At 50.5% G+C, this 21,260-nt stretch carries 13 protein-coding genes and 1 tRNA gene; 7 read left to right on the forward strand and 7 right to left on the reverse strand.

The features are described from left to right. Nucleotides 1-217: 217 nt before the first annotated feature. The 3 genes from DCC81_RS05810 to DCC81_RS05820 form a co-directional block, all read right to left on the reverse strand. On the reverse strand, nt 218-2,389 hold the full coding sequence (locus DCC81_RS05810) for a TIM-barrel domain-containing protein (RefSeq protein ID WP_108685625.1): 2,172 nt from the start codon (nt 2,387-2,389) through the stop codon (nt 218-220). Between the two features lie 74 nt (nt 2,390-2,463). Then, entirely contained in the window at nt 2,464-4,200 is a 1,737-nt protein-coding gene (locus DCC81_RS05815; protein WP_108685626.1) for a RagB/SusD family nutrient uptake outer membrane protein, read from the reverse strand. A 17-nt stretch (nt 4,201-4,217) separates the two neighbouring features. After that, the gene (locus DCC81_RS05820) at nt 4,218-7,220 is read right to left on the reverse strand and encodes a SusC/RagA family TonB-linked outer membrane protein (RefSeq protein ID WP_108686481.1); all 3,003 of its coding nucleotides are present in this window, start codon (nt 7,218-7,220) and stop codon (nt 4,218-4,220) included. A gap of 443 nt (nt 7,221-7,663) precedes the next feature. Between DCC81_RS05820 and DCC81_RS05825 the strand changes: the two genes are divergently transcribed. Beyond that, on the forward strand, nt 7,664-9,295 hold the full coding sequence (locus tag DCC81_RS05825) for a DUF6377 domain-containing protein (protein ID WP_108685627.1): 1,632 nt from the start codon (nt 7,664-7,666) through the stop codon (nt 9,293-9,295). A 53-nt stretch (nt 9,296-9,348) separates the two neighbouring features. Here DCC81_RS05825 and DCC81_RS05830 read toward each other — a convergent pair whose 3' ends face one another. Further along, nucleotides 9,349-11,799 (reverse strand): phosphocholine-specific phospholipase C, encoded by a 2,451-nt coding sequence (locus DCC81_RS05830; RefSeq protein ID WP_108686482.1) that lies wholly within the window; start codon nt 11,797-11,799, stop codon nt 9,349-9,351. A 342-nt stretch (nt 11,800-12,141) separates the two neighbouring features. On the opposite strand from DCC81_RS05830, the gene DCC81_RS05835 reads away from it, so the two are divergent. Together DCC81_RS05835 and DCC81_RS05840 are read left to right on the forward strand one after the other, a co-directional pair. Continuing rightward, nucleotides 12,142-12,420: a hypothetical protein gene (locus DCC81_RS05835; protein WP_108685628.1), complete on the forward strand. Its 279-nt coding sequence runs from the start codon at nt 12,142-12,144 to the stop codon at nt 12,418-12,420. A gap of 3 nt (nt 12,421-12,423) precedes the next feature. After that, entirely contained in the window at nt 12,424-12,804 is a 381-nt protein-coding gene (locus tag DCC81_RS05840; RefSeq protein WP_108685629.1) for a hypothetical protein, read from the forward strand. A 61-nt stretch (nt 12,805-12,865) separates the two neighbouring features. Here the strand turns inward: DCC81_RS05840 and DCC81_RS05845 are convergent, their stop codons facing one another. Both DCC81_RS05845 and DCC81_RS25940 read right to left on the reverse strand, forming a co-directional pair. Further along, nucleotides 12,866-14,533, reverse strand: coding sequence for a hypothetical protein (locus DCC81_RS05845; RefSeq protein ID WP_108685630.1), 1,668 nt, complete (start codon nt 14,531-14,533; stop codon nt 12,866-12,868). 180 nt (nt 14,534-14,713) lie between these two features. Continuing rightward, the gene (locus DCC81_RS25940; RefSeq protein WP_262510156.1) at nt 14,714-14,839 is read right to left on the reverse strand and encodes a hypothetical protein; all 126 of its coding nucleotides are present in this window, start codon (nt 14,837-14,839) and stop codon (nt 14,714-14,716) included. A 233-nt stretch (nt 14,840-15,072) separates the two neighbouring features. Here DCC81_RS25940 and DCC81_RS05850 point away from each other — a divergent pair. From DCC81_RS05850 to DCC81_RS05860, 3 genes are all read left to right on the forward strand, one after another. After that, a tRNA-Pro gene (locus tag DCC81_RS05850) sits at nt 15,073-15,147 on the forward strand. A gap of 491 nt (nt 15,148-15,638) precedes the next feature. Next, nucleotides 15,639-16,454 carry an SDR family oxidoreductase gene (locus tag DCC81_RS05855; RefSeq protein ID WP_108685631.1) on the forward strand — a complete coding sequence of 272 codons (816 nt, stop codon included), beginning with the start codon at nt 15,639-15,641 and terminating at the stop codon, nt 16,452-16,454. 26 nt (nt 16,455-16,480) lie between these two features. After that, nucleotides 16,481-17,392 carry a helix-turn-helix domain-containing protein gene (locus DCC81_RS05860; protein ID WP_108685632.1) on the forward strand — a complete coding sequence of 304 codons (912 nt, stop codon included), beginning with the start codon at nt 16,481-16,483 and terminating at the stop codon, nt 17,390-17,392. A gap of 47 nt (nt 17,393-17,439) precedes the next feature. Here the strand turns inward: DCC81_RS05860 and DCC81_RS05865 are convergent, their stop codons facing one another. Then, the gene (locus DCC81_RS05865; RefSeq protein WP_108685633.1) at nt 17,440-18,621 is read right to left on the reverse strand and encodes an alpha/beta hydrolase-fold protein; all 1,182 of its coding nucleotides are present in this window, start codon (nt 18,619-18,621) and stop codon (nt 17,440-17,442) included. Nucleotides 18,622-18,878: 257 nt separating this feature from the next. Between DCC81_RS05865 and DCC81_RS05870 the strand changes: the two genes are divergently transcribed. Next, nucleotides 18,879-21,236 (forward strand): ABC transporter permease, encoded by a 2,358-nt coding sequence (locus DCC81_RS05870; RefSeq protein ID WP_108685634.1) that lies wholly within the window; start codon nt 18,879-18,881, stop codon nt 21,234-21,236. The last annotated feature ends 24 nt before the right edge of the window (nt 21,237-21,260 follow it).

Here is a 21,260-nt window from a genome sequence, read left to right on the forward strand (position 1 = left end):
GTTTAAAGAAGCCTGCCGCGGTGGTGGTCTGCGCCACCCAGCACCCTGAGTTGCCCCGGAGCACATATTCACTGAGGCCTACCTTGCTGGCGCCCTGTTTTTTTAATTTATTTGGAATCCTTATAATATTGTAATTGCGCGAGCCAGCCTTCTTACAAATGAAAAAGGCCAGCAGATCGCTGACCTTTTCCGTGCATGGTTTCCGTTGGTGATGGCATCAGCCACCTGTATTCAATACACCGTTTTCCAGGGACACCCGGCCGGTAAACGTGTGGCCATTTTTGATAACCACGGCCAGAACCTGGTGAATGTCTTTACCGATATTATATTTCCCGCTCCGCGATGCCAGCCGGATAAGGGTCTTTCCATTTTTTTCCGTGGCCTGGAATTTCAGCAGCCTGTAAGCGCCGGTTTTAAATCCCCAGCCTTCGCCGGCATCCCAGTACAGCGTGCCATTGGCCATTCCCTGTGCATCCAGGCAGATGTACAGGGTGAGTGTTGCCAGTGCATTTTCATTGGTGTGCTGGATGGCCGTGCCGGCAGGAATAATGCTGCCACCTTTGATCAGCAGCTTTGCCTGGTAAGCATCTGCGGTATCACCGGTTACAAGGCTTAACGGTTCCCATATGCCTTTGGGCAACTGGGGCTCCTTTGCAAAGGCAGGGATCACCAGGAGGTCCTTACCCAGCAGGAATGCCTGGTCTTCCGCGCGCAGGCGCTGGTCTGCGGGATCATCGAAGAAGACAGGGCGCATTAAGGGCAGGCCATTGGTATGGGCTTCGTGCACCAGGCTGTATAAATACGGCAGCATGCGATAGCGCCGTTCCAGTGCAATGCGTGATGTGCTTTCAATAGCGGCGCCATACGCCCAGGGCTCTTTGTTATTCGTACCGGCGCAGGCATGGCCTCTTGCAAAGGGCATGAAAACGCCAAAGCCCAGCCAGTTTGCCCACAGGTCGCCGGAGGTGTTACCCAGGAAACCGCCTATGTCCGGGCCGCTGAAAGGCTGGCCGGAAAGGCCCAGTGTAATGGACATGGGTACGGATACTTTCATGAATTCCTCGCTGGCATAATTATCACCCGTCCAGGTGGCGGCAAAGCGCTGGCCACCCAGCAGGTTGGCGCGGGTTAAAATGAAGGGGCGTTTGTCCGGCTTTGCTGCCATCACCCCTTCGCGCGTAGCCTGTACCATCAACCTGCCAAAAGCATTATGATACAGCAGGTGAGGCCCTGCAGGCAGGCCACCACCGCCGCGGTGCGGTGTGTTATAAGGCATGGTGCCCAGCCGCAGGCTGTCGGGAAAATCATTGTCGTTAACGGCAGGTTCATTCATATCGTTCCAGATACCGTCCATGCCGTTCTTTAGAAAATCGCTATAAAGACTGGCCCACCATTGGCGGGTTTGCGGCCGGGTAAAATCCGGGAACGCACAATCGCCCGGCCATACCTTGCCGTGGTATTCCTTGCCGGCAGGGTCTTTCACCCATACATCATTTGCCTTGCCGGATGCATACACCGTATAGTTGTTATCTACTTTCACACCAGGGTCTATCATAAACACAGTGTGGTAGCCCTGTGCATGCAGGTCTGCATTAAGTTTGGCGGGGTTGGGAAAATTAGTTTTGTTGAACGTGAATACGCGATAGCCATCCATATAATCAATATCCATCCAGATGGCATCGCAGGGTATTTGTTTGGCGCGGAACGTATCTGCTATTTCGCGCACTCTTTTTTCAGTGCCATAGGAGAAGCGGCATTGCTGGTAGCCCAAAGCCCATCTGGGCGGCATTTCCATGGTACCGGTAAGTGCTGCCAGTCCTTTCACCACTTCCTGCGGAGAGGAGCGGTTGATGATAAACACCCGGAATAAAACCGTGCTTTCCGTACGCAGTTCAATCTTGTCCGGGTCTGTGGTCAGTTCGGCTTTCCAGGGGCTGTCAAACAGCACACCGAATGCGCTGCCATCTTCACGGACGCCCAGTACCCACGGGTGTGTTTGATAAAGCCGCCTGCCCCCGTCTGTGCCATAGGCGCCGTTGTCTGTGTTCCAAAGCCTGATGGTTTTGCCGTTCCGCAAAAGAGGGCCGGTCACTTCACCTCCGCCATACAGGCTGATGTTTCCTTTTAAATGCACGGTAGCAATGGCTTTCCCATTTTCAACCGCAAACTCCGGCTGCACGTTCCAGGTGGCGGGCAGCGCGCTTTGTATAGAGGGCTCTTTTTGCAGGATCAGGGATGGTGTTTTGGAAGGGTCAAAACCCCTGGGAATAAATTCAGCGATGGAAGGGCTGATAAGGCCCGCGCGTTGTACCGGGATGTTTTGTGCCGTGGCGGCCGCCCCGCAAGCGATGCAAAGAATAAAAAGAAAATGCTTCGGCGAAAAGCTCATGAATAGATGCAATTGATAATGTTGAATACATAAAAACTGCCGCCCCGGAAGGTGGAGCGGCAGTGGAATTAAAATCAGTAACCTGGATTTTGTACAAATTGTGGATTGGCGCCCATGATCGTGATGCCGATGGGGAAGATCGCTGTGTGATCATCCGCGTCTGGTTTTTTATCCCACCAGGTGCCGGTGTTGAATACGCCCCAGCGGATCAGGTCTGTGCGACGGCGGTTCTCGCCAATGAATTCCCGGCCCCACTCGTCCAGCATTTCCTGGTCGGTGAGCTGGCTGCCATCTGCTTTATACAGGCTGGGAGAGCCGGCCGGGTAGTTGCGCTGGCGCACGGCATTCAGCAGCACCGCGGCACCGGCTTTATCACCTGCACGGTATTTACATTCCGCCAGGGTGTAGTAGATCTCAGACAGGCGCACTTCTGCATAGGCAGAGGTAATGCGGTTAGGATCCGGTGTGGGATACACGGGATATTTCACCAGGAACACGCCGGAGTTGTGGTCTGCGTGGTTCATATCGGATTCCTTGTCAGCAATGCGGGTGCCGGGTTTGGCATCCAGGAACATGCCCACCTGGTCGCGGATGAAAAGGGGGTAGGGACCTTTGTTGCCACGCACCGTATCTGTTACCGTTACCCCATTCACATTGTGTTTGTAAGGCAGGTAGCCATAGAGGAACATGCCTTCGCGGGTACTGTTGCCCAGGTTTTTATACAGCTTTAAACGGTAATCGTCCGGGTAGTGCTGGAACTTCACAAAGGGCTTGCCCAGTGCAAAGGTGTATTCCACGCTATCCACGTCCCTGCCGGGTTGCAGCGCATATTTGGGATTGGATTGTCCAAAATCTGTGAAACCGCAATACAAGGGGGCTGCATCGTAGGTCATGCCCCAGAAGAACATGCCGCCATCATACTGCCAGTGGGTACGGCCCAGGGTGCAGGGGAAGCCATAGATCACTTCAGAATTTGGCAGGTTGTTCGTGTAATCGAAGGGTGCGTCCCAGCGGGTATCCAACTGGTATTTCCCATATTTGCCGTTGATAATATCCTGGCAGATGGTGGCGCACTCGCTGAATTTGTCCTGCTTGATATACACTTTCGCATTCAGGTAAAGGCGCGCCAGCAATGAGGCGGCGCCGGCTTGTGTCCAGCGGCCAATGCTGTTGTTGCCCAGTGCTTCGCGCTGGAAAAGGTCCGGTATGGCGGCCTGCAGTTCTGACTCAATGTACTTGAAGGTCTCATCCGGTGTGGATTGTGGATTGCCTTTGGTACTGTTCTTTACATCCGTCACAATCTCAATATTGCGGTAGTAGTCAAAGGCCCGGAGATAGAACCAGGCGCGCAGGGTGCGGAGTTCTGCTTTAAAATCCGCCAGTTCTTCCGGCGTTACATTGAGCTTCCGGGGATCAGTGATGCCTTCCATGTCCTGCAGGGAATTGGTGGCAAGTGTAATGCCCTGGTAGAAGGCCGTCCAGGCGCCGCTGGTAAAGTTATCCTGGGTGGTCCAGGTGTGGTAGTGCATGCGCTGGTAATAGTTACCATCCTGCCAGTCGCCCTGGCGGTTGTAGGTGCCTATTTCGTCGGTAGCATCTTCACCCGCGGCATAGAGGTCATTGCCTTGTATGCTCCAGTAGGCGTGCTCAAACGGGCGCAGGAAATCGCGGATCACGTCATCCCGGCGGGTCAGAAAGCTTCCTGCATCTACCTTATCGTACACCTTTTCATCCAGGTTGGTACATGCACCCATGGTGAGGCTGATGGTCAGCACCGCGGGCAGTATATATTTTTTATAAGTGTTTTTCATGTGGCACAGTTGATCGTTTAGAATGTGAGCTGTACGCCGGCCAGGAATTGCATGGTGGCGGGGTAGAAGTTCAGGCCAAAACCGTTGGCAATGCTGCCTTGCACGCCAGGTGTGAGACCATTCACAGGGTACAGGTCAGGATCTCCTCCTTTAAAGCCGGTAAACGTATGCAGGTTAGTAGCGGTAGCATACACGCGCACGCCATGCAGGTACTTGAAATCAAGGTGGCGGGTATATCCCAGTGTTACGTTATCGATCTTCACGAAAGAACCGGATTCCAGGAAGTAATCAGAGGGGATCTGGGACGTGCTGGTGTTTGTCAGCTTGGAATACCTGCTGCCCGGATCATAAGCGGAGCGCAGGGTGTTGGCATCCGATTGTGTAGCGGGGGTACCCAGGTAGAATGCCTGCATGTTAAACAGTTTATAACCAAAATTGCCACGCAGGAAAATATTGAGGTCCCAGTTTTTGTACCTGAGCATATTGCCCATGGAGCCGGTCACTTTCGGCAGGCCATTACCTACAAATTGCTTGTCGTCCACACTGGCAGCATTGCCCGTTACCACGGTACCGTCTTTTTTATACACCAGCAATTGCCCGTCTTTGTCTACACCGGCAGACCGCCACATATAAAACTCACCGATGCGGTGGCCTTCCTGCAGGCGCTGGATGTTGCCGGGAGAGCCGGGAGCGGGCAGGCCTGCCACATCCTGGTAGGGATTGCCTTCGTATAATTTATTGGAGAAGGATACCAGTTTGTTGTTGTTGGTAGCAACGGTCAGTGAAATGTTGTAGCTGAAATTGCTGGTATGCACTGCTTCGCCGTTCAGCTGGACCTCGATGCCGGAATTGCTCATGGTACCTACGTTGGCGTAGGTGGTGGATTGCGGGTTAGGCGGCACGGGCACCGTGTAGTCGCCCAGCAGGTCCTTGTTCTTACGGACGTAGTAGTTCAGTGAACCGCCCAGGCGGCCGTTGAACAGGTCAAAGTCGAGGCCCACGTTGAAGTTGATCGCCTTTTCCCAACCCAGGAGCGGGTTGATATTCTGAGAGGGGCCGTACACCTGGTACACGGTACCATTGTAGGTGAAGTAACCGGCACCGCCATACAGCAGCAGGGATTTGTAAGGATCAAAATCCTGGTTACCCGTTACCCCATAGTCGGCACGCAGTTTCAAGTCGTTCAGCCAGGAGAGCTTGTTCTTCAGGAAATTTTCGTCTGTGAGGCGCCAGGCGGCGGATACGGCGGGGAAGTTACCCCACTTATGGTCGGAGCCGAACTTGGAAGAACCTTCCCGGCGTAAGCTGGCCGTGAAGATGTATTTGCCATCAAAATCGTAATTCACCCTGCCAAAGAAGGCCACCAGCTTGGAATCGTTCTGGGTAGAGGCTACCGCGGTTTGCGCGTTGCCCGCTGCGCCGGCGTTCCAGGTGCCGGACTGCAGGTTGTTCCACAGGAAGGTATCAAACGGGAAATCGTAGTTATTGGCGCTGAACTGCTGGTAATTGAAATAGCTGTAGGAGTAGCCACCCAGCAGGCGCACATGGTGCTTACTGGCGTTCAGGGAATAATTGATGGTCCAGTCCAGGTTGCGCTGGTCATGGTCCTGTTCTTCCTGCGAAGCATAATTTGTTTTGGTGATAGAACCATTATGCCGGATGGAGCTCAGTGTTGACGGTGAGAAGAACATGTTCTTGTAGTTCGCGGTAATGTCAGACACGGTCACCATCGTATTCAGGTTCGGGAGGATGTTCATCTTCACAGAACCGTTGATGTCCAGCTCATGGATCTCCGCTTCACTTTTGATCAGCTTTGCGTTTTCCACCGGGTTGTTGGAGAAAAAGCCGGTGTTGATGTAATTATACGCACCGGTGCTGTCGTAAATGTGGTAAGTAGGATTGAGCGTGATAGCGTTGTTAAAGTTCGCCTGGTCGGAATTGCTGGTATGCATGTAACGAGGGGCAATGCCCAGTGTTACGGTGAAGAGGTTGTCTTTCGTGGTGTGGTTGATATTCACACGGGCGCCGTATTCTTTTTTATAGGCCCGGAGGTCTATACCATCGGCATTGCGGTAGTCTGCAGAGGCAAAGTAATTCGTCTGGGTATTGCCACCGGAGAGTTGCAGGGTATGTTTCTGGCCAATGGCAGGCTCGCGGGTCACGGATTTCATCCAGTCTGTGTTAGCCCCGTAGTCCTGGCCTTTGCCGGAGGCCACGCGGTACTTGCGGAAATCGGCAGCGCTCAGTACGTCCGGTTTCTGGGTAAGATAATCCAGGCTCACATACCCGTTATAGATCATTTTTGAATCACTGGTTCCTTTCTTGGTCGTGATGATGATCACCCCATTGCTACCCCGGGTACCGTAAATGGCGGAAGCCGCCCCGCCTTTCAGCACGTCGATAGATTCAATATCGTTCTGGTTGATGTTGTCGATGTTCCCGCCGGGAATACCGTTGATGATGTACAGCGGTCCCAGGCCGGCATTGCGGGAGGATACACCGCGCATCTGTACGCTGGGGGTGGAATTGGGGTCGGCGGTGGAGGTGTTGGACACCGTGAGGCCAGCCACCTTGCCCTGCAAAGACATGAGGGGGCTGTTGCTGGCCACGGACTTCAGCTCACTGGCAGACACGTGGGTAATGGCGCTGGATACCTCTTTCTTGGAAATAGTGCCGTACCCTACACTCACCACCTCTACGCCGGAAAGTTGGGTAGACGAAGGCTGTAATTTCACCGTGAGGGTGGTAGCGGTACCGATGTCCACCGTTTGGGTGGTGTAGTCAATAGACGAAAAAATGAGTTGTTTGGCATTGGCCGGTACGGACAGTTGGAATGCGCCGTTCACATCCGTGGCGGCCCCGGAAGCGGTACCCGCAATGCGGATGCTCACGCCGGGCAAAGGCTGGGAAGTAGTAGCATCTACCACTTTCCCGGTGATGGGCCTGTTTTGTGCCATCGCCGGGAACGCGCCGGCAAGGATCAAAGCCAGGAGGCTCCATAATCGCAGAATTCTTAGCATAGCTGTTTTAGTTATTGGTTCATACGTGGTGGCAGGCCCTTCATTGCTGCAGCGGGATGAAGTAACCAATGCCGGTCCGGGCAGTGCGGACGGGCAGACCAAGTTAATTCACGATGCCGGCGCGTACGGCCGGACAGAAGTGTGCCCAACGGAAAATCTAAGGCCTTCAAAAAATAAATACTTGACAGACAATTTGTTATGTCGATGGCGACCCGGAAAAATCTAAGCCTTCCTAACAACATATGTAGGAACAAACCAGTAAAAGGAGTACATTTAAGGCACACAGGAAACACACCGCCGGCCGGGAAGAGGCCGTTTCAGATAGCGGAAATTATCATGCTGCATGTTCAGGAGTTAACTATTTTTTTAACGGAAGCGATGCATTCACCGGAGCGGAGATCCGGTATGGAATGTTTACCATCTAAAACAGATTCCTTTCCACAATGAGGAAACTTTTAACAGTACTATGCTGCTGCCTGGTCAGCTTGCAGTTGTATGCCCAGGACGTAAATACAGACAGTTTATTAAAGGTATTACGGTCGGAGCTAGGCCGGACACAGGTGTACGACCAGCAAAAGGAAAAGCGGATAGCCGGGCTGCGCGGCCAATTGCAGTTTGCCTCCGGCAGCCCCTACTATACCCAGTCGCGGCTTTATGAGCAGTTGTTCGAGGAGTACCGCGCCTATAAGTTCGATTCCGCTTTTGTCTATGTAAAAGCCATGGCTGACCTGGCCGCCCGGTTTGGGAAAGCCCAGGAGCTGACCCGGAGTGAGATCATGATGGGAAGCATTTGCCTGGGATCCGGCTTTTATAAGGAAGCGTTTGATATTATCAATAAAATAGATCCGGACACACTGCCGGCTGCCCAGAAAACGGATTACCTCATCCTCCGGGCCAGGCTGAACGAGGGTATAGCGGATTACGACAGCGATGCCTATTTCTCCAAACAATACCTCCGGCAATCGAAGGCCGATTTCCGGCGCCTGGAAAATGTGACGCCCTCCAACGATTTTGAAAAGACCATTGACCTGGCCTTTATCCCCGATTCCGTAAAAGCACGCAGCCTCACCCCTGGTTATTTTTACCGACTGATCCTGGGACGCAACCTGGATAAACACGGCATGGCCATGGTGGCCACACGCCTGAGCTTTGCCTATACGGGACAGGACCGTATTTTTTTCCTGGCATTGGCCACGCTGTGTGATGTCCGTTCTTCCACCAAAGAAACACTGGCGGTATTCCTGCTGGGGGAAGAGCTGTTTAAGCAAAACCGGACCGGCGATGCCTATGCCTTCATGGAGGAGGCGGCCCACAATGCTAAGTTCTATGGTGCCCGCAACCGCGCGGTGCAGATAGAGCGTATGCTGCCGCTGATCGCCGGCAAGGTGATAAACGAAAAGCAGCATGAACGGGACAAGCTCCTGATCGGCTTCCTGGTGTTCCTGATCACCGCGGTGAGCTTGTTCTTTGCGCTGGTCATTTACCGCAAACAATTTCTCCGCATCAAGGCCAATGAACGGATGATCAGAGAAAAAAATGCGGAGCTGGAACATGTAAATAACAAACTATGGGAGTCTTCCCGCATCAAGGAAGAACTGATCGGGTTGTTCTTCAACACCTGCTCTTCTTATATTGAAACCCTGGACCGGTTGAAGATCACTATCCAGCATAATATTAAACTGGGCAAGTACAATGAAGTGACCCGCCTGTTGAACAACGTGCATATTGATAAAGAAAAAGGGCAGTTGTATACCATGCTGGACAGCGTATTCCTGACCATCTTCCCCAACTTTATTACTGCTTTCAACGCCCTGCTCAAAAAAGAAGACCAGGTGTGGCCCAAGTCTGGCGAGACCCTGAATGCCACGCTGCGCATCTTTGCCCTCATGCGCCTGGGTGTCAGCGATGTTGAAACAGTGGCCAGGATCCTGGATTACAGCGTAAGTACGGTGTATACCTACAAAGCGCGCATTAAATCCAGGGCCCTGGTGCCCGCCAATGATTTTGAGCAAAAGATCATGGAGATCAAATTCATCGACAGCCAGGAACCTGTGGAGGAGATGGTGGCAATATAAAAAAGCGCCGCAATCACTGCAGCGCCTTTTCCAGTATGTGTTTTCACGGATTGTTATGCGGTGGGATAAAGGCCACCCATCAGCGGGTCGCTGCTGGAAGGCTTACCGTTTTCCACGTGGCCGGCGTAGCGCTGCGCAAAGCCGTTGAAGCCCGCCGCGGTAACTGCCAGGTCGTACCAGCCATGGGTTTGCGCCAGCTCCCACACCAGTTGTGAATGCGCGCCCGCTGCCAGGGTGGTATGTTTCTGGCCACCATGGTAGCTCTTGTCTGTCACCGTGAGCTGCAGGGCTTTGTTGCCATTGTTGGTAAACTGGAGCACAATATTGCCATTGGTCTGGTAGGCAGTGGTGATCTTCAGTGCAGGAATATCGTTCCCCCCTTCATAAGCGCGGAAGAAACCATTGGGCCCGTGCACGTGCAGCAGGTAAGCACCGTTGTCAAACAGGGAGCGCTTCCAGTTGTCGGGCAGGGCGTCACCAGGCGTTACGGCGTAGTCGCGCACCTGGAGCGTGCCTGTTTTTACGTTGTAGGCATACACATTGAAAGGTGCCCCCACAGAGGATTTGCCAGCCTGGAAGGTGATCTCGAACTGCTGCCGGGCTGCATTGTAATTACCATCTGCAAAGATGTGGTAAGGCAGTGCACAGGCAGGGCGGGTTCCTTTTTCCTGGCGGGGCAGTAAGGCATGGAAGGCGGGTGCCTGTTGAATACTGGCCACCTGTTTTTCATCCAGTGCTACATAATCATGCGGCAGGTCTTTGAACTGGGCCTTGTGAATGCCTTCTATGAAAGTGTTCTTTTCCAGGTATTGCAGCGCGGGGATCTTCTCGCCGTTGTAAGGACGGAAGGTGGAAGTAAGATCACCGGCCACGGTACGGCGCCAGGTAGAGATGTTATTTTCTACTACGGACTTTCCGGTTTTATGCAGCAGGAATTTTTCCAGGAACTGTAAAGAGGAGGTGTGGTCAAATACCTGTGAGTTCACGTACCCGCCACGGCTCCAGGGCGAGGCGATCACCAGCGGTACGCGGTAACCCAGGCCGATGGCGTGCTCGCGGGTATCTGCCGGGGAGCTGGATTGCTGGTCTTTCATCACGTATTCCACCGCGGTGTTGATGCCGGCAGAAGCGTAGCCTGTTTCCGGCGCATTGGGACGTGCGGCTACAAAGGGTGGCACGTGATCAAAGTAGCCGTCATTCTCATCATACGTCAATACAAAGATGGTCTTCTTCCATACTTCCGGGTTCTGGGTGAGGATGTCCATTACCTCGCTCAGGTACCAGGAGCCATACCAGGGTGCGGAGGGGTGGTCGGAAAAATTCTCCGGCGCCACGATCCAGGACACGGTGGGCAGCTGGTCGTTTTTCACATCTTCGCGGAACTGGTGCAGGATATCACCTTTGGGGATCATGAGTTCGCGGGGCGTGCCGTTATCATCGTATTGCAGCTTCGTGATCTCGTGGTAATGCGGATCATTCCTGTTGGTGCTGAACGCCTTTTCGTGCAGGTTCTTTTCCGTTTGCGACAGGGCATTGTATGCTTCGGCCGTGTAGAGCTTTTGCGCGGCATGCACCTGTTCCAGTGCCTGCTGGATGGTAGCGGTCTTGTTGCCATCCGTGTTCTGGTCCAACTGTACCTGCAGGGCATTGGCCTCCTTTTGCAGGAAGGCAATATGATTGGCGGAGAGGCGGGCATTGTACTGGGTGAAATACTCCAGCGGGTTGTCCCCAAAATTGGCCAGCCAGGAATCTTCTTCGTCTTTAAAGCCTACGCCCACGCTGATCTCGTTCTGGTATACTTTCCAGGAGATGCCTGCCGCTTCCAGTTTTTCGGGGAAGGTGGGCCAGCTCACCATGGTCTGGTCGTCTGCATCACTGTTCCAAACCTTGGCTTGTGCGTCGGGCTTGGGTTCCGGGCGGATGGTGCCGGTCCAGAAATAGAGGCGGTTAGGTGTGGTGCCGGTGAGGGAAGAGCAGAAATGCTGGTCACAGATGGTGAAGGCGTCTGCCAGCGCGTAATAAAAAGGAATATCCTCCCGGGTGTGGTAGCCCAGGGTGAGGGGCATATCATAGTAGGCTTTATTGCCGGAGTGTTTGGCTTCCAGCCAGCGGTTGTAATGGCCATTGTTGCGGGCATCCACCTGGTTTTCCCAGGAGTGGGGGAGGGAGTGCATCCAGGTAGCCTTGGTGCCCTTGATATCCAGGCGGAAAGGCGCATAGGTACGGCCTTTGGCGTCTGTTTGCAGCCACACGGGGTTGCCGTTGGGCAGGCGGATGGCGCGGGGATCATTGAAGCCGCGTACACCGCGCAGGCTGCCATAGGCATGGTCAAAGGAGCGGTTCTCCTGCATGAGCAGTACCACATGTTCGGCATCCAGGAAGGTGGTGCCCGGGGCGGGATCTATGGCCAGGGCCTTCTGGATGGAGGGGGGCAGAATGCCTGCCAGGCCTGCGCTTCCGGAGAGCAGGGCCGCTTTCTTTAAAAATTCTCTTCTGGTGTCCATAGGGCTAAAAATAGCAGCAATCATCCAAATAAACCAGCCGGCGGCGAAACTTAAAAAGATGGTAATAATGCAAACGTTTGTGTGTTTGACGTTTTCAAATTTTTGGCTGTGCCGCTTTTTTTAGCTACCTTCTCTTTGTTCTTACGTTTTACAATACCCCAGCATACACGGATCAACAGCCCGTTTTTATTGTTCCCCGGTTATATTTAATCAACAGCTTGTGCATGTTACCCATGCATTTTCCACGGTCAAACGTTTTTACGGGCGTACCCGAAAACCCGCATCAGAGTAGGGCGCAACGCCGAACGCGTTAGAGTAGGCATCCCCAAAAAAGTTTTTATCATGAGCACAAAGTCCACCGAATTCACCGTGAAACTTGACGGTATTTCCCTTCCCGAAGACAAACAAAAAGAGATCGCCGCGGCGATCAACCAGTTAGTGATCGCTAAGCTGGGCAGCCTGGAAATGGCCTCCAGCAAGGCCGCCGGCCATTCCCTGGTGTACCAGGGCATTATCAACGGCGGTATTTTGTACAATGTACAAGCGGCTGCGCTGCAAGGGCTGCTGAAGGAAACGTTTAAACAACCCACGGTAGGCGGCGCTATTATCCTGGCGCATTAAGCTATGGAGGCACCCCGTTCGCTATGCCCCAGTGCGCCCCTGTACCAGGGATCGCGCCTGCTGGGCATTGCCAATGAAGCCGGCGAAGTGGATATCCTGGCCCAGCCCCTGGAGCTCAATGAAGGCTTTGTAGCGGCTGCACAGGTGGGCAGTCCCGTGGGGCAGCGCTTCCGCTTTGTGAACAAATGCGTGAAGAGTGCCTGCCAGCAATGGGATGGGGCCTCCCAATCCTGCTCGGTGATCAAAACCGTGCTGGATAAAATTGAATCCACTTTTTGGAAAGAAGAACTGGTGGCCTGCGGGATCCGCAGCAGCTGCCGCTGGTACGGCCAGGAAGGGGCAAATGCCTGCAAGGTGTGCCCGCTGGTGAAGTACCAGTATTAGGAGATGAAAAAGGTACGGCGCTGTGAGGGCCGTACCTTTTTATTTTTGGGAATGGGTTTGATTATTCGAAGTCTATCCAGGCTATATGGGCTTTGGGGTCTTTACGGCCTGTTTTTTCAACCATGATGGTCACTATTTTTTGTTGGGTTACATCGTGGATGGTAGATTCCATGATGCTATAACGATGAATATCCTCGTCTCCCGGATCTCCATAGAGGAAGAATTTTTCCATCTTCCCATTTGTGATACGGTAACATACTGTGCTGCTTTCCGATGCGGCTACCAGTTCTGCGCGGTCGCGCGGACTTTCACTGCTGCTACGGATGTTTTTGTTGTAGTCATTAAACAGCACGTATTCAGCATTGGCAGGATGCAGGTACTGGTAGGAGTAAAAAGAGGTAGTGGCATGGTTGCCCATGGCGCCAAAGCTATGGAAAGACCATGAGCCCTTGTCGCGGCGGTAATTGCGCCAGAAGGGGAAAAAGCCATCCGTTTGCTGGTGCTTGGCTATTCCGTATCCGTTAATTTCTTTCCCGCCCTTGTCAAAACTGGCGATCCCAATGTTGAAAAACTGGGTGAGCGAGCCGGCGGAAAAGCCCCCGCTGGCGGTAAGGTCTTGCGGATTCACTTCTTCCAGCATTACACTCAGTGTACCATCAGCATTCATCCGGAAGTCCTGGGGAAGCCCCTTGTAATCGTCCTTGTAATCCATGTTGCGTTTTGCATAGTCGCTGATATAACTGTATTTGATAAATCCAAAGTGTTTTACGGTCAGTTCGCTGGGATTAACATAAATGAGTGCTGTGACATGCCCGTTGTCACTGTGTTTAGGGTCTTCAACAAGATTGAGGTTGCGGCTTTCTGTGGTGGTTAACAGGGCCAAGGTCTGGCTACCTGCGTCATATTGCACGCCGGAAACGGGATTGCAAAAGCCACGTGTCTCTTTCAGTGTTTGCACCTGGAAATGGTTATCGCCTTTTTTAAGTACAGCCGTCATGAGTTGGGCATCTTTATCTCTCCATTCGTTCTTGCCCAGCGCAGCCAGGAAAATGTATTCGTCCCCATGTACATAAGCAGCCTGATAATCCACGGTCTTAAAGGTGGTTCTGGGAACCTCGAAGTAAGCCTGGTTTACTGCTGAATGATCAGGAGCGTAAAGGGTTACCGTCATCCGGACATCCTTGTTATCTTCCAGGTACGTATCCAGGATCACCGCATAATAATCAGATGCAGGGTCTTTCTCTACATGGAAATTACTAGGGTCGATGTCGCCCCAGCGAGAGGTAGATCCAATGGGTACATAATCATTCTTATGCAGTTCCACCAGTTTGTCTTCCTTTACCAACTTGCCCGTTTCACCATCCACGATGATGCGGTAAAAGCTGGGCCTTCTGTTGGCAACCTGCAGCAGGAAGATCACGGCCTGCCCATTGATCTCGTACAGGCCCCTCAGTTCAGAATGTTTCATGTCGTCATTGTTCCAGTCTTTGCTGGTTACAGTAGCCGTTGCTTGCTGTTGGTGTTGCGGGTTGTACACCGTTACGATTATCCCGTCCTTTAGTGTAAAGTGAAGGTAGAGCGTGTTACCGTTTTTCATGGAAAGCAGGCGGCTGGCGCCATCCTCGGGCTCGGGAAAAGATGCACTGAGGGCTACTTTGGGCGTTTGGCCCAGGCAGTTTACCGTGGTAACCAGCACTATGGCTGCCAGGGATAGGAAGGATTTAAACATAGGATCGGGATATTGAACTATAAAGATAATGCATTGTGTTATTTTTTAACGTGTTGTACTGTTAAAAGGCCAACACGTTAACGAAGCCAGGTATTCCAACCCTCCACTGAACAAAATGAATAGTATACTCACATCGAACTATCAGTATGTATGCATCGGGTATACCCCAAGTATACACTGCTACAGGAAAATGACCACTTGCCCGTTGGTCTCGTGGAGGTCTTTCAACTTTGAGCGTTTCATGTCATGGTCTTCCCAGGTTTTGCCTGTAAGGGTGGTCTGAGGCTTTTTGCTTGTGGTTGGCATCGTACACTATTGCGCGGATGCCATCGCTGGGCGTAAAGTGAAAGTACAGGGTGTTGCCATTCTTGAGCAACAGTAACTGTTGACACCGTCTTCCGGCTCGAGAAACGCTGCGCTGAGGGCCACCTTAGGTGAATTTTTGCCGGGGTGAATTTGTTTTATTAAAACTATTGGTTACCTTTGCACTCCTTCTGCGGGTTCCGGGAGTATGTTCCGGGGTTTTGCAGAGAACGGGACGGGATGTAGCGTAGCCCGGTTATCGCGCCTGGTTTGGGACCAGGAGGTCGCAAGTTCGAATCTTGCCATCCCGACTAAAATTCAGAGCCCCTTCAGATCATTGAATTTGAAGGGGCTTTTTGGTTCGAAACATTCTTGTTCAATCGGATCTTCATACAGATCTATTTCCCCGGCAAAAGACAAGACTGGAACTGTTCTTTTCGATATTACAGAGCAGTGTCTAATCTCACGCTGAATTTCCCAATTTTTCAATCTGATTCATTGTTACTGGCTATAATGGTCGCCCCGACCCATAAGCTGGTATTTTTATAGACCACTAATGGCAGGATTTCGCCTATCGCAGTCCCATATCCTGGTGGACGTTTCCGCTGGCGGGAGCAGCGGTTCTTTTAATTGCTGTCTTTACGATGCGTGTACTGGCCCCCGTCAAAGCGGTCCTGGCAAACCCCGTTAAAGGCCTTAGAACTGAATAAATCCGTAAAAAGCATACAACTACCCGGAATTAGTATTATGCAACTGGCGGCCTTTAGTAAGACCTTTACAGCATCAATTAAATCTTACTAAAATGAATAAGACAATCTTTATTACAGGCGCCAGCAGCGGCATAGGAAAAGCAACCGCATTACTGTTTCAATCAAAAGGCTGGAACGTGATCGCAACCATGCGTAAACCTGAAAATGAGACCGAACTAACGGCCTTGCCAAATGTATATGTAACAGCACTTGATGTGCTGGATACAAATTCAATCAACAAAGCCGTGCAGGAAGGCATTCGAAAATTTGGCAAAATTGATGTACTGCTGAATAATGCCGGGTATGGCGCTTACGGGCCGCTGGAATCTTTCTCCCGCGAAAAGATCGTTCGCCAGTTCGATACCAACGTGATCGGACTGCTGGATGTTACCCGCGCGCTGCTTCCTCATTTTCGACAAAACAGAAGTGGCATTATCATTAACGTCTCATCCATTGGCGGTAAAATAACTTTCCCATTAGGGGCCCTATATCATGGCACCAAGTTCGCCGTTGAAGGTATTTCGGAATCGTTGAGCTATGAAGTGTCACAATTTGGCGGCCAGGTAAAAATCGTTGAACCAGGTGCTATTGCCACCGATTTTGGCGGTCGTTCATTTGACTTCAGCAATGATGAAACGCTTACTGAATATCAGCCGCTCGTGCAAAAACTGATGTCATCTGTCCCAACCATGTACCAGAACGCTTCACCTGGAAGTGTAGTAGCCCAGGTAATTTATGAAGCCGCTACAGACGGCAGCGATCAGTTAAGATATACCGCCGGTGAAGACGCTAAAGCAATTATTGCAAACCGTAAGCAACTGGATGATGCTGCTATTATTAAGGGCGTGAAGAGCCAGTTTGGACTTTAACCGGTAAAAAAGTTACTTTTATCATCATGAGCATATTTCTTCACCTGCAAACCATTGCAGACCTGTACAAATTTTTTGGTCTCACTAACATCCATCACCCCCTGGTGGCTGTGATGGATTTTAGCCAGGTTAAAAACGACCATGTCAGCGAGGAGACAACCATAACGACCGATTTCTACACGGTGATGTTCAAGAATTATCAAAGTAATACGGTTAAGTACGGGCGTAAAATTGTAGATTTTCAGGATGGCAGCCTTATTTGCCTGGCGCCTAACCAGGCTATTGAAATGGATAGTGATACAGAAGCCATGGAGAACATGGCGGGTTGGGCGCTGTGTTTTCATACCGATCTGATCAGGGGCAGCACGCTGCATGCGAAAATGGAAGCGTACAGCTTTTTTTCTTATGAGAGCACTGAAGCGCTTCACTTGTCGGAAAAAGAAAAGCAGATCTTAGGTGATTGTATACTAAAAATTCAGTCTGAGCTACAGGAGAACATAGATATGCATAGCCAAGCCATCATTGTTTCCAATATTGAATTGTTACTGAATTATTGTACCCGTTTTTATGGCCGGCAATTTATAACCCGCAAAAATTCCAACAACGCAGTGGTGGTTCAAATAGAAAAGCTGCTGAAAGAATATTTCAAAAAAAGCGATCTGACGGAAGCCGGACTACCCTCCGTAAAATATTTGGCAGAACAGGTGCATTTGTCTCCCAGTTATTTAAGCGATCTGCTGAAAAAAGAAACCGGCAAAAACACCCAGGACCATATTCATTTTTATTTAATAGAGGAAGCCAAGAATATCCTGTTAAGCACCAACAGATCGGTTGGAGAAATAGCCTACTCACTGGGTTTTGAATACCCTCAATATTTTAATAAGCTCTTCAAACAAAAAACGGGCAAAACGCCGGTGGAGTTCAGAAGTGTGGGGTAACGCGCCGGTACGATGGGGGACACCTGAAATAGCCCCCTTTCGACTCATTACTTAATTTTTTCCAGTTTCTTTTTAGCATCCATATTACCAGGTTGCAGCGATAATATCTTTTCGTAGCATACTTTAGCTTTTTCTTTGAGACCTTTTACCAGGTAGGCGTCCGCCAAACTGTCCCAGACATTAACTGAAGAAGGGTAGTTTTTTGCATTTATTTCAAAGATACCAATGGCAATATCAGGAATATTCCTGTCGTATAATGCAATGTAACCAAGCGTATTTACAAAGCGCTCGTCCGATTTAATTGTTACGCCCATCTTTTGGGACATTTCCAGATCATGCTTGTTGATCAGATCGGGATTTTTACATACTTCGTTTATATCCAGTTCAAAACCATCAAAAATATAACGAAGTCCATAGTAAGTAGCCGGCACCGGAACCGTCAGGTGTTTTTCGTCTTCAAAATATCGCAGTTTTACATTTATATTGGAAGATGCACTGTCTTTCAGCAAATCGTAAAATTCATGTCCCCATTTATAATGCCTGTTATCTTCCTGGAAGTTATTAGCCAATGCGATGTACACGCGTGCTTTCAGATCAGGTTTTGCTTTTAAAACTTCCCTGGTCCTTTTTCCAATATAATTGTGATCCCAAAACCATGAAGGATCTATAAGGATATAATAATTAAACAACCCAGGCGATTCCAATAGACAGTGAATAGCGAAGAGGCCTCCCAGTGAATGCCCGATGATGAGGTTTTTGGAAAGGGTCCTGTATGAACTGTCTATCTGCGGCATCAGTTCTTTTCCAATGAACTGCATAAATGCGTTCGCTCCACCGCTGCTGTTAAAAGCGGCGATGTTTTCCGCATCTAAATAATTCAGGGAATGTGTAGGCGTAAAATCCCTTGTCCTGTCTGTGTTTTCTATTGATACAATTATCAATTCAGGGATTTGCATTTTTAAATCCGCTGTAGAGTTCATTGACTGTGCTATTCCGGTCACTTCAAGAAATTTGTTCCTCCCTCCATCTAAGACATAAGCCACAAAGTACTTTTTAGTTGGATTGCTCTGGTAGGAAGGCGGCAAATAGACAGAATAGGTGCGCGTCTCTTTTAATGTATTGGAATAGATCGAATACTTTTTGCCAACAGTTATTAAATTATCACTTGTTTGTGCGTGCAGTGTTGTGCATATAAATAAAAATATAATTGCAAGCAGTCTGTTTTTCATGAAAGCTTTTAGGTGAATTCTGGGTTATAAAATGCATAGTTACAATAATTTCCCATCTAATGCTACACTGATTTTAGTTATAAAAATTTGCCATAGGCAGGTAGCCTATCCCCCTCCCGTTACCGGACGCCTATTGTACAGTTCCGTACAGTTCACTAATTTTCCTACACCCTTGCGCATTGAAAACCAATCAACTGGTCTCTTGGCATGGTTCTTTAGATCCCCATCCCAGCCTCAAAACCAAATGAGGATGCCCTATGATCAAGAGCTTTTTCAAAACCGCATGGCGGAATATATCCAAGAATAAACTCACCGCGTTTATCAACGTCTTCGGGCTGGCAATCGGGTTGTCATGCAGCTTGCTGATCTGGCTCTGGGTAAGTGATGAACTAAGCTATAACCGTTTTATCCCCGGGACCAAAGACGTCTATGAAGTGCACATCAACGCCGCTTTTAACGGCGACATCAGGACGGCCACCGTTACCCCCGGCCCCTTGTATGAAGCCATCCAGCAGAATATCCCCCAGGCAGCATACGCTACCAAAATGACCTATTGGCGCGATGCGTTGTTCACCGTGGGCGATAAGGCGTTGAACGAAAAAGGGACCTATGCCACGGATGATTTTTTCAAAGTATTCCCACTCCCTGCCATTGATGGCAATGTAAACCAGGCCCTCGCCTCCATTGACCAGGTGATCATTACCCGGAAAATTGCGGAAAAGTATTTTAACACTACGCATGCTGTAGGCAAAACAATCCTGATCGATAACAAAAGGAATTATACGGTGGGTGCAGTAATAGAGAACCTGCCGCATAACAGTACCCTGCAGTTTGATTGGATGATCAATTTCAAAGTACAGGAAGAAGACTGGATGAAAACCTGGGGTAATCTTTCCTTTTTTACCTACGTGCGGTTAAGGCCCCGGGCAGACCTGCAGCACACGGAAACGGTGATGCACTCCATCTACAAAAACTTCGCACCGAAAGGCTTCTGGTCGAATTATCCCACGCTACAACCCATCACTGATGTGTACCTGTACGGTGATTACGCTAAAGGAAAGCCGGCGGGCGGCCGTATTGAATACGTGAAGATCTTCTCCGTGGTGGCCATTTTCATCCTGCTGATCGCCTGTATGAACTTCATGAACCTGGCCACCGCAAGGGCATCCCTGCGGGCCAGGGAAATAGGCATCCGCAAGGTGACCGGCGCCGGGAAAGCATCCCTGGTGGGGCAGTTCATGACGGAATCGTTCTTTACCTGCGTACTGGCCACGCTGTTTGCCATTGTCCTCACGTGGCTCATACTGCCCGTGTTTAACCAGCTCTTTGAAAAACAGATCCAACTCAACTTCCTCCAGCCACAATTATGGTACACACTCGCGGTGCTGGTGGTCGTGACCACCATCGTTGCAGGAAGTTACCCCGCCTTGTTTTTAGCTTCTTTCAACCCGGTGCGCATCTTAAAAGGCAACATCCGTACACAGGTTGGCAGTGTAACCTCCATACGCAAAGGCCTCGTTACTTTGCAGTTTGCTTTGTCTGCATTTTTAATTGTAGGCATGCTGGCGGTATCCAAACAAGTGGATTACATCCAGCATAAAAATCTTGGTTTCGACAAAGAGCATATTATTTACCTGCCACTGGCCGGCGACCTATATAACAAACTGGACACTTACCAGGGTGAGTTGGGTAAACTGCCTTACGTGGAGTCTTCCGTTCCCGTGAACCAGCTCCCGATGGATTTAAATTCCACCTCGGGCGACCTGTCATGGGAGGGCAAGCCGGCAGACCTGCAAACAGAGGTAGTTGCAACGGCTACCGGGTACGGCTTTGCGCAGACACTGGGTATAAAGATGATGGACGGGCGCGATTTTTCCAGGGACTATCCTGCTGATTCTTCAAGCTACGTGATCAATGAAGCCGCTGCGAAGATGATGAACATGCAGCAGGATGCAGTGGGCCGGCAGGTGAAATTCTGGAATGGCCCCGGCAGGATCATCGGGGTGATGAAAGATTTTCATATCGCTTCCTTGCATACGCCCATTAAACCACTGATCTTATGCCTGACGCCGGGGAATACCAGTTACCTGATGATCCGTTTACGCCCAGGTCAAATAAAGGAAGCAATTGCCGCCGTTAATAAGCTTACCCGTGATTTCAACCCGGCCTATCCTTTTGAATATCATTTTGCCGATGAAACCTTTGAGCAGATGTACCGGAGTGAAATGCAGGTAAATGCCCTGGTAAAATACTTTGGTGTACTGGCAGTGGTTATATCGTGCCTCGGCCTGTTTGGCATGATCTCTTTTACCGCTGAAAGACGGACCAAGGAAATCGGTATCCGGAAAGTACTGGGGTCTTCCGTTGTCAGCATCGTAGGACTGCTTTCCCTGGAATCATTGAGGACCATCGTTATTGCAATGGTCATTGCTTTTCCGCTTGCTTACTGGGTGGTGAATGAATGGCTGGCATCTTTTGCCTACAGCACATCCGTGGGCATCCAGCTGTTTGTGATAGCGGCAGTGGGAATGCTCTTGTTATCGGGCGTTACCATTAGTTTCCAGGTGATAAAAGCAGCGATGGCCAACCCTGCAAAATCATTACGCGCGGAGTGATCTCAAACCAACCTACTTTTGAAA

Source organism: Chitinophaga parva, assembly GCF_003071345.1.
Lineage (GTDB): Bacteria > Bacteroidota > Bacteroidia > Chitinophagales > Chitinophagaceae > Chitinophaga > Chitinophaga parva.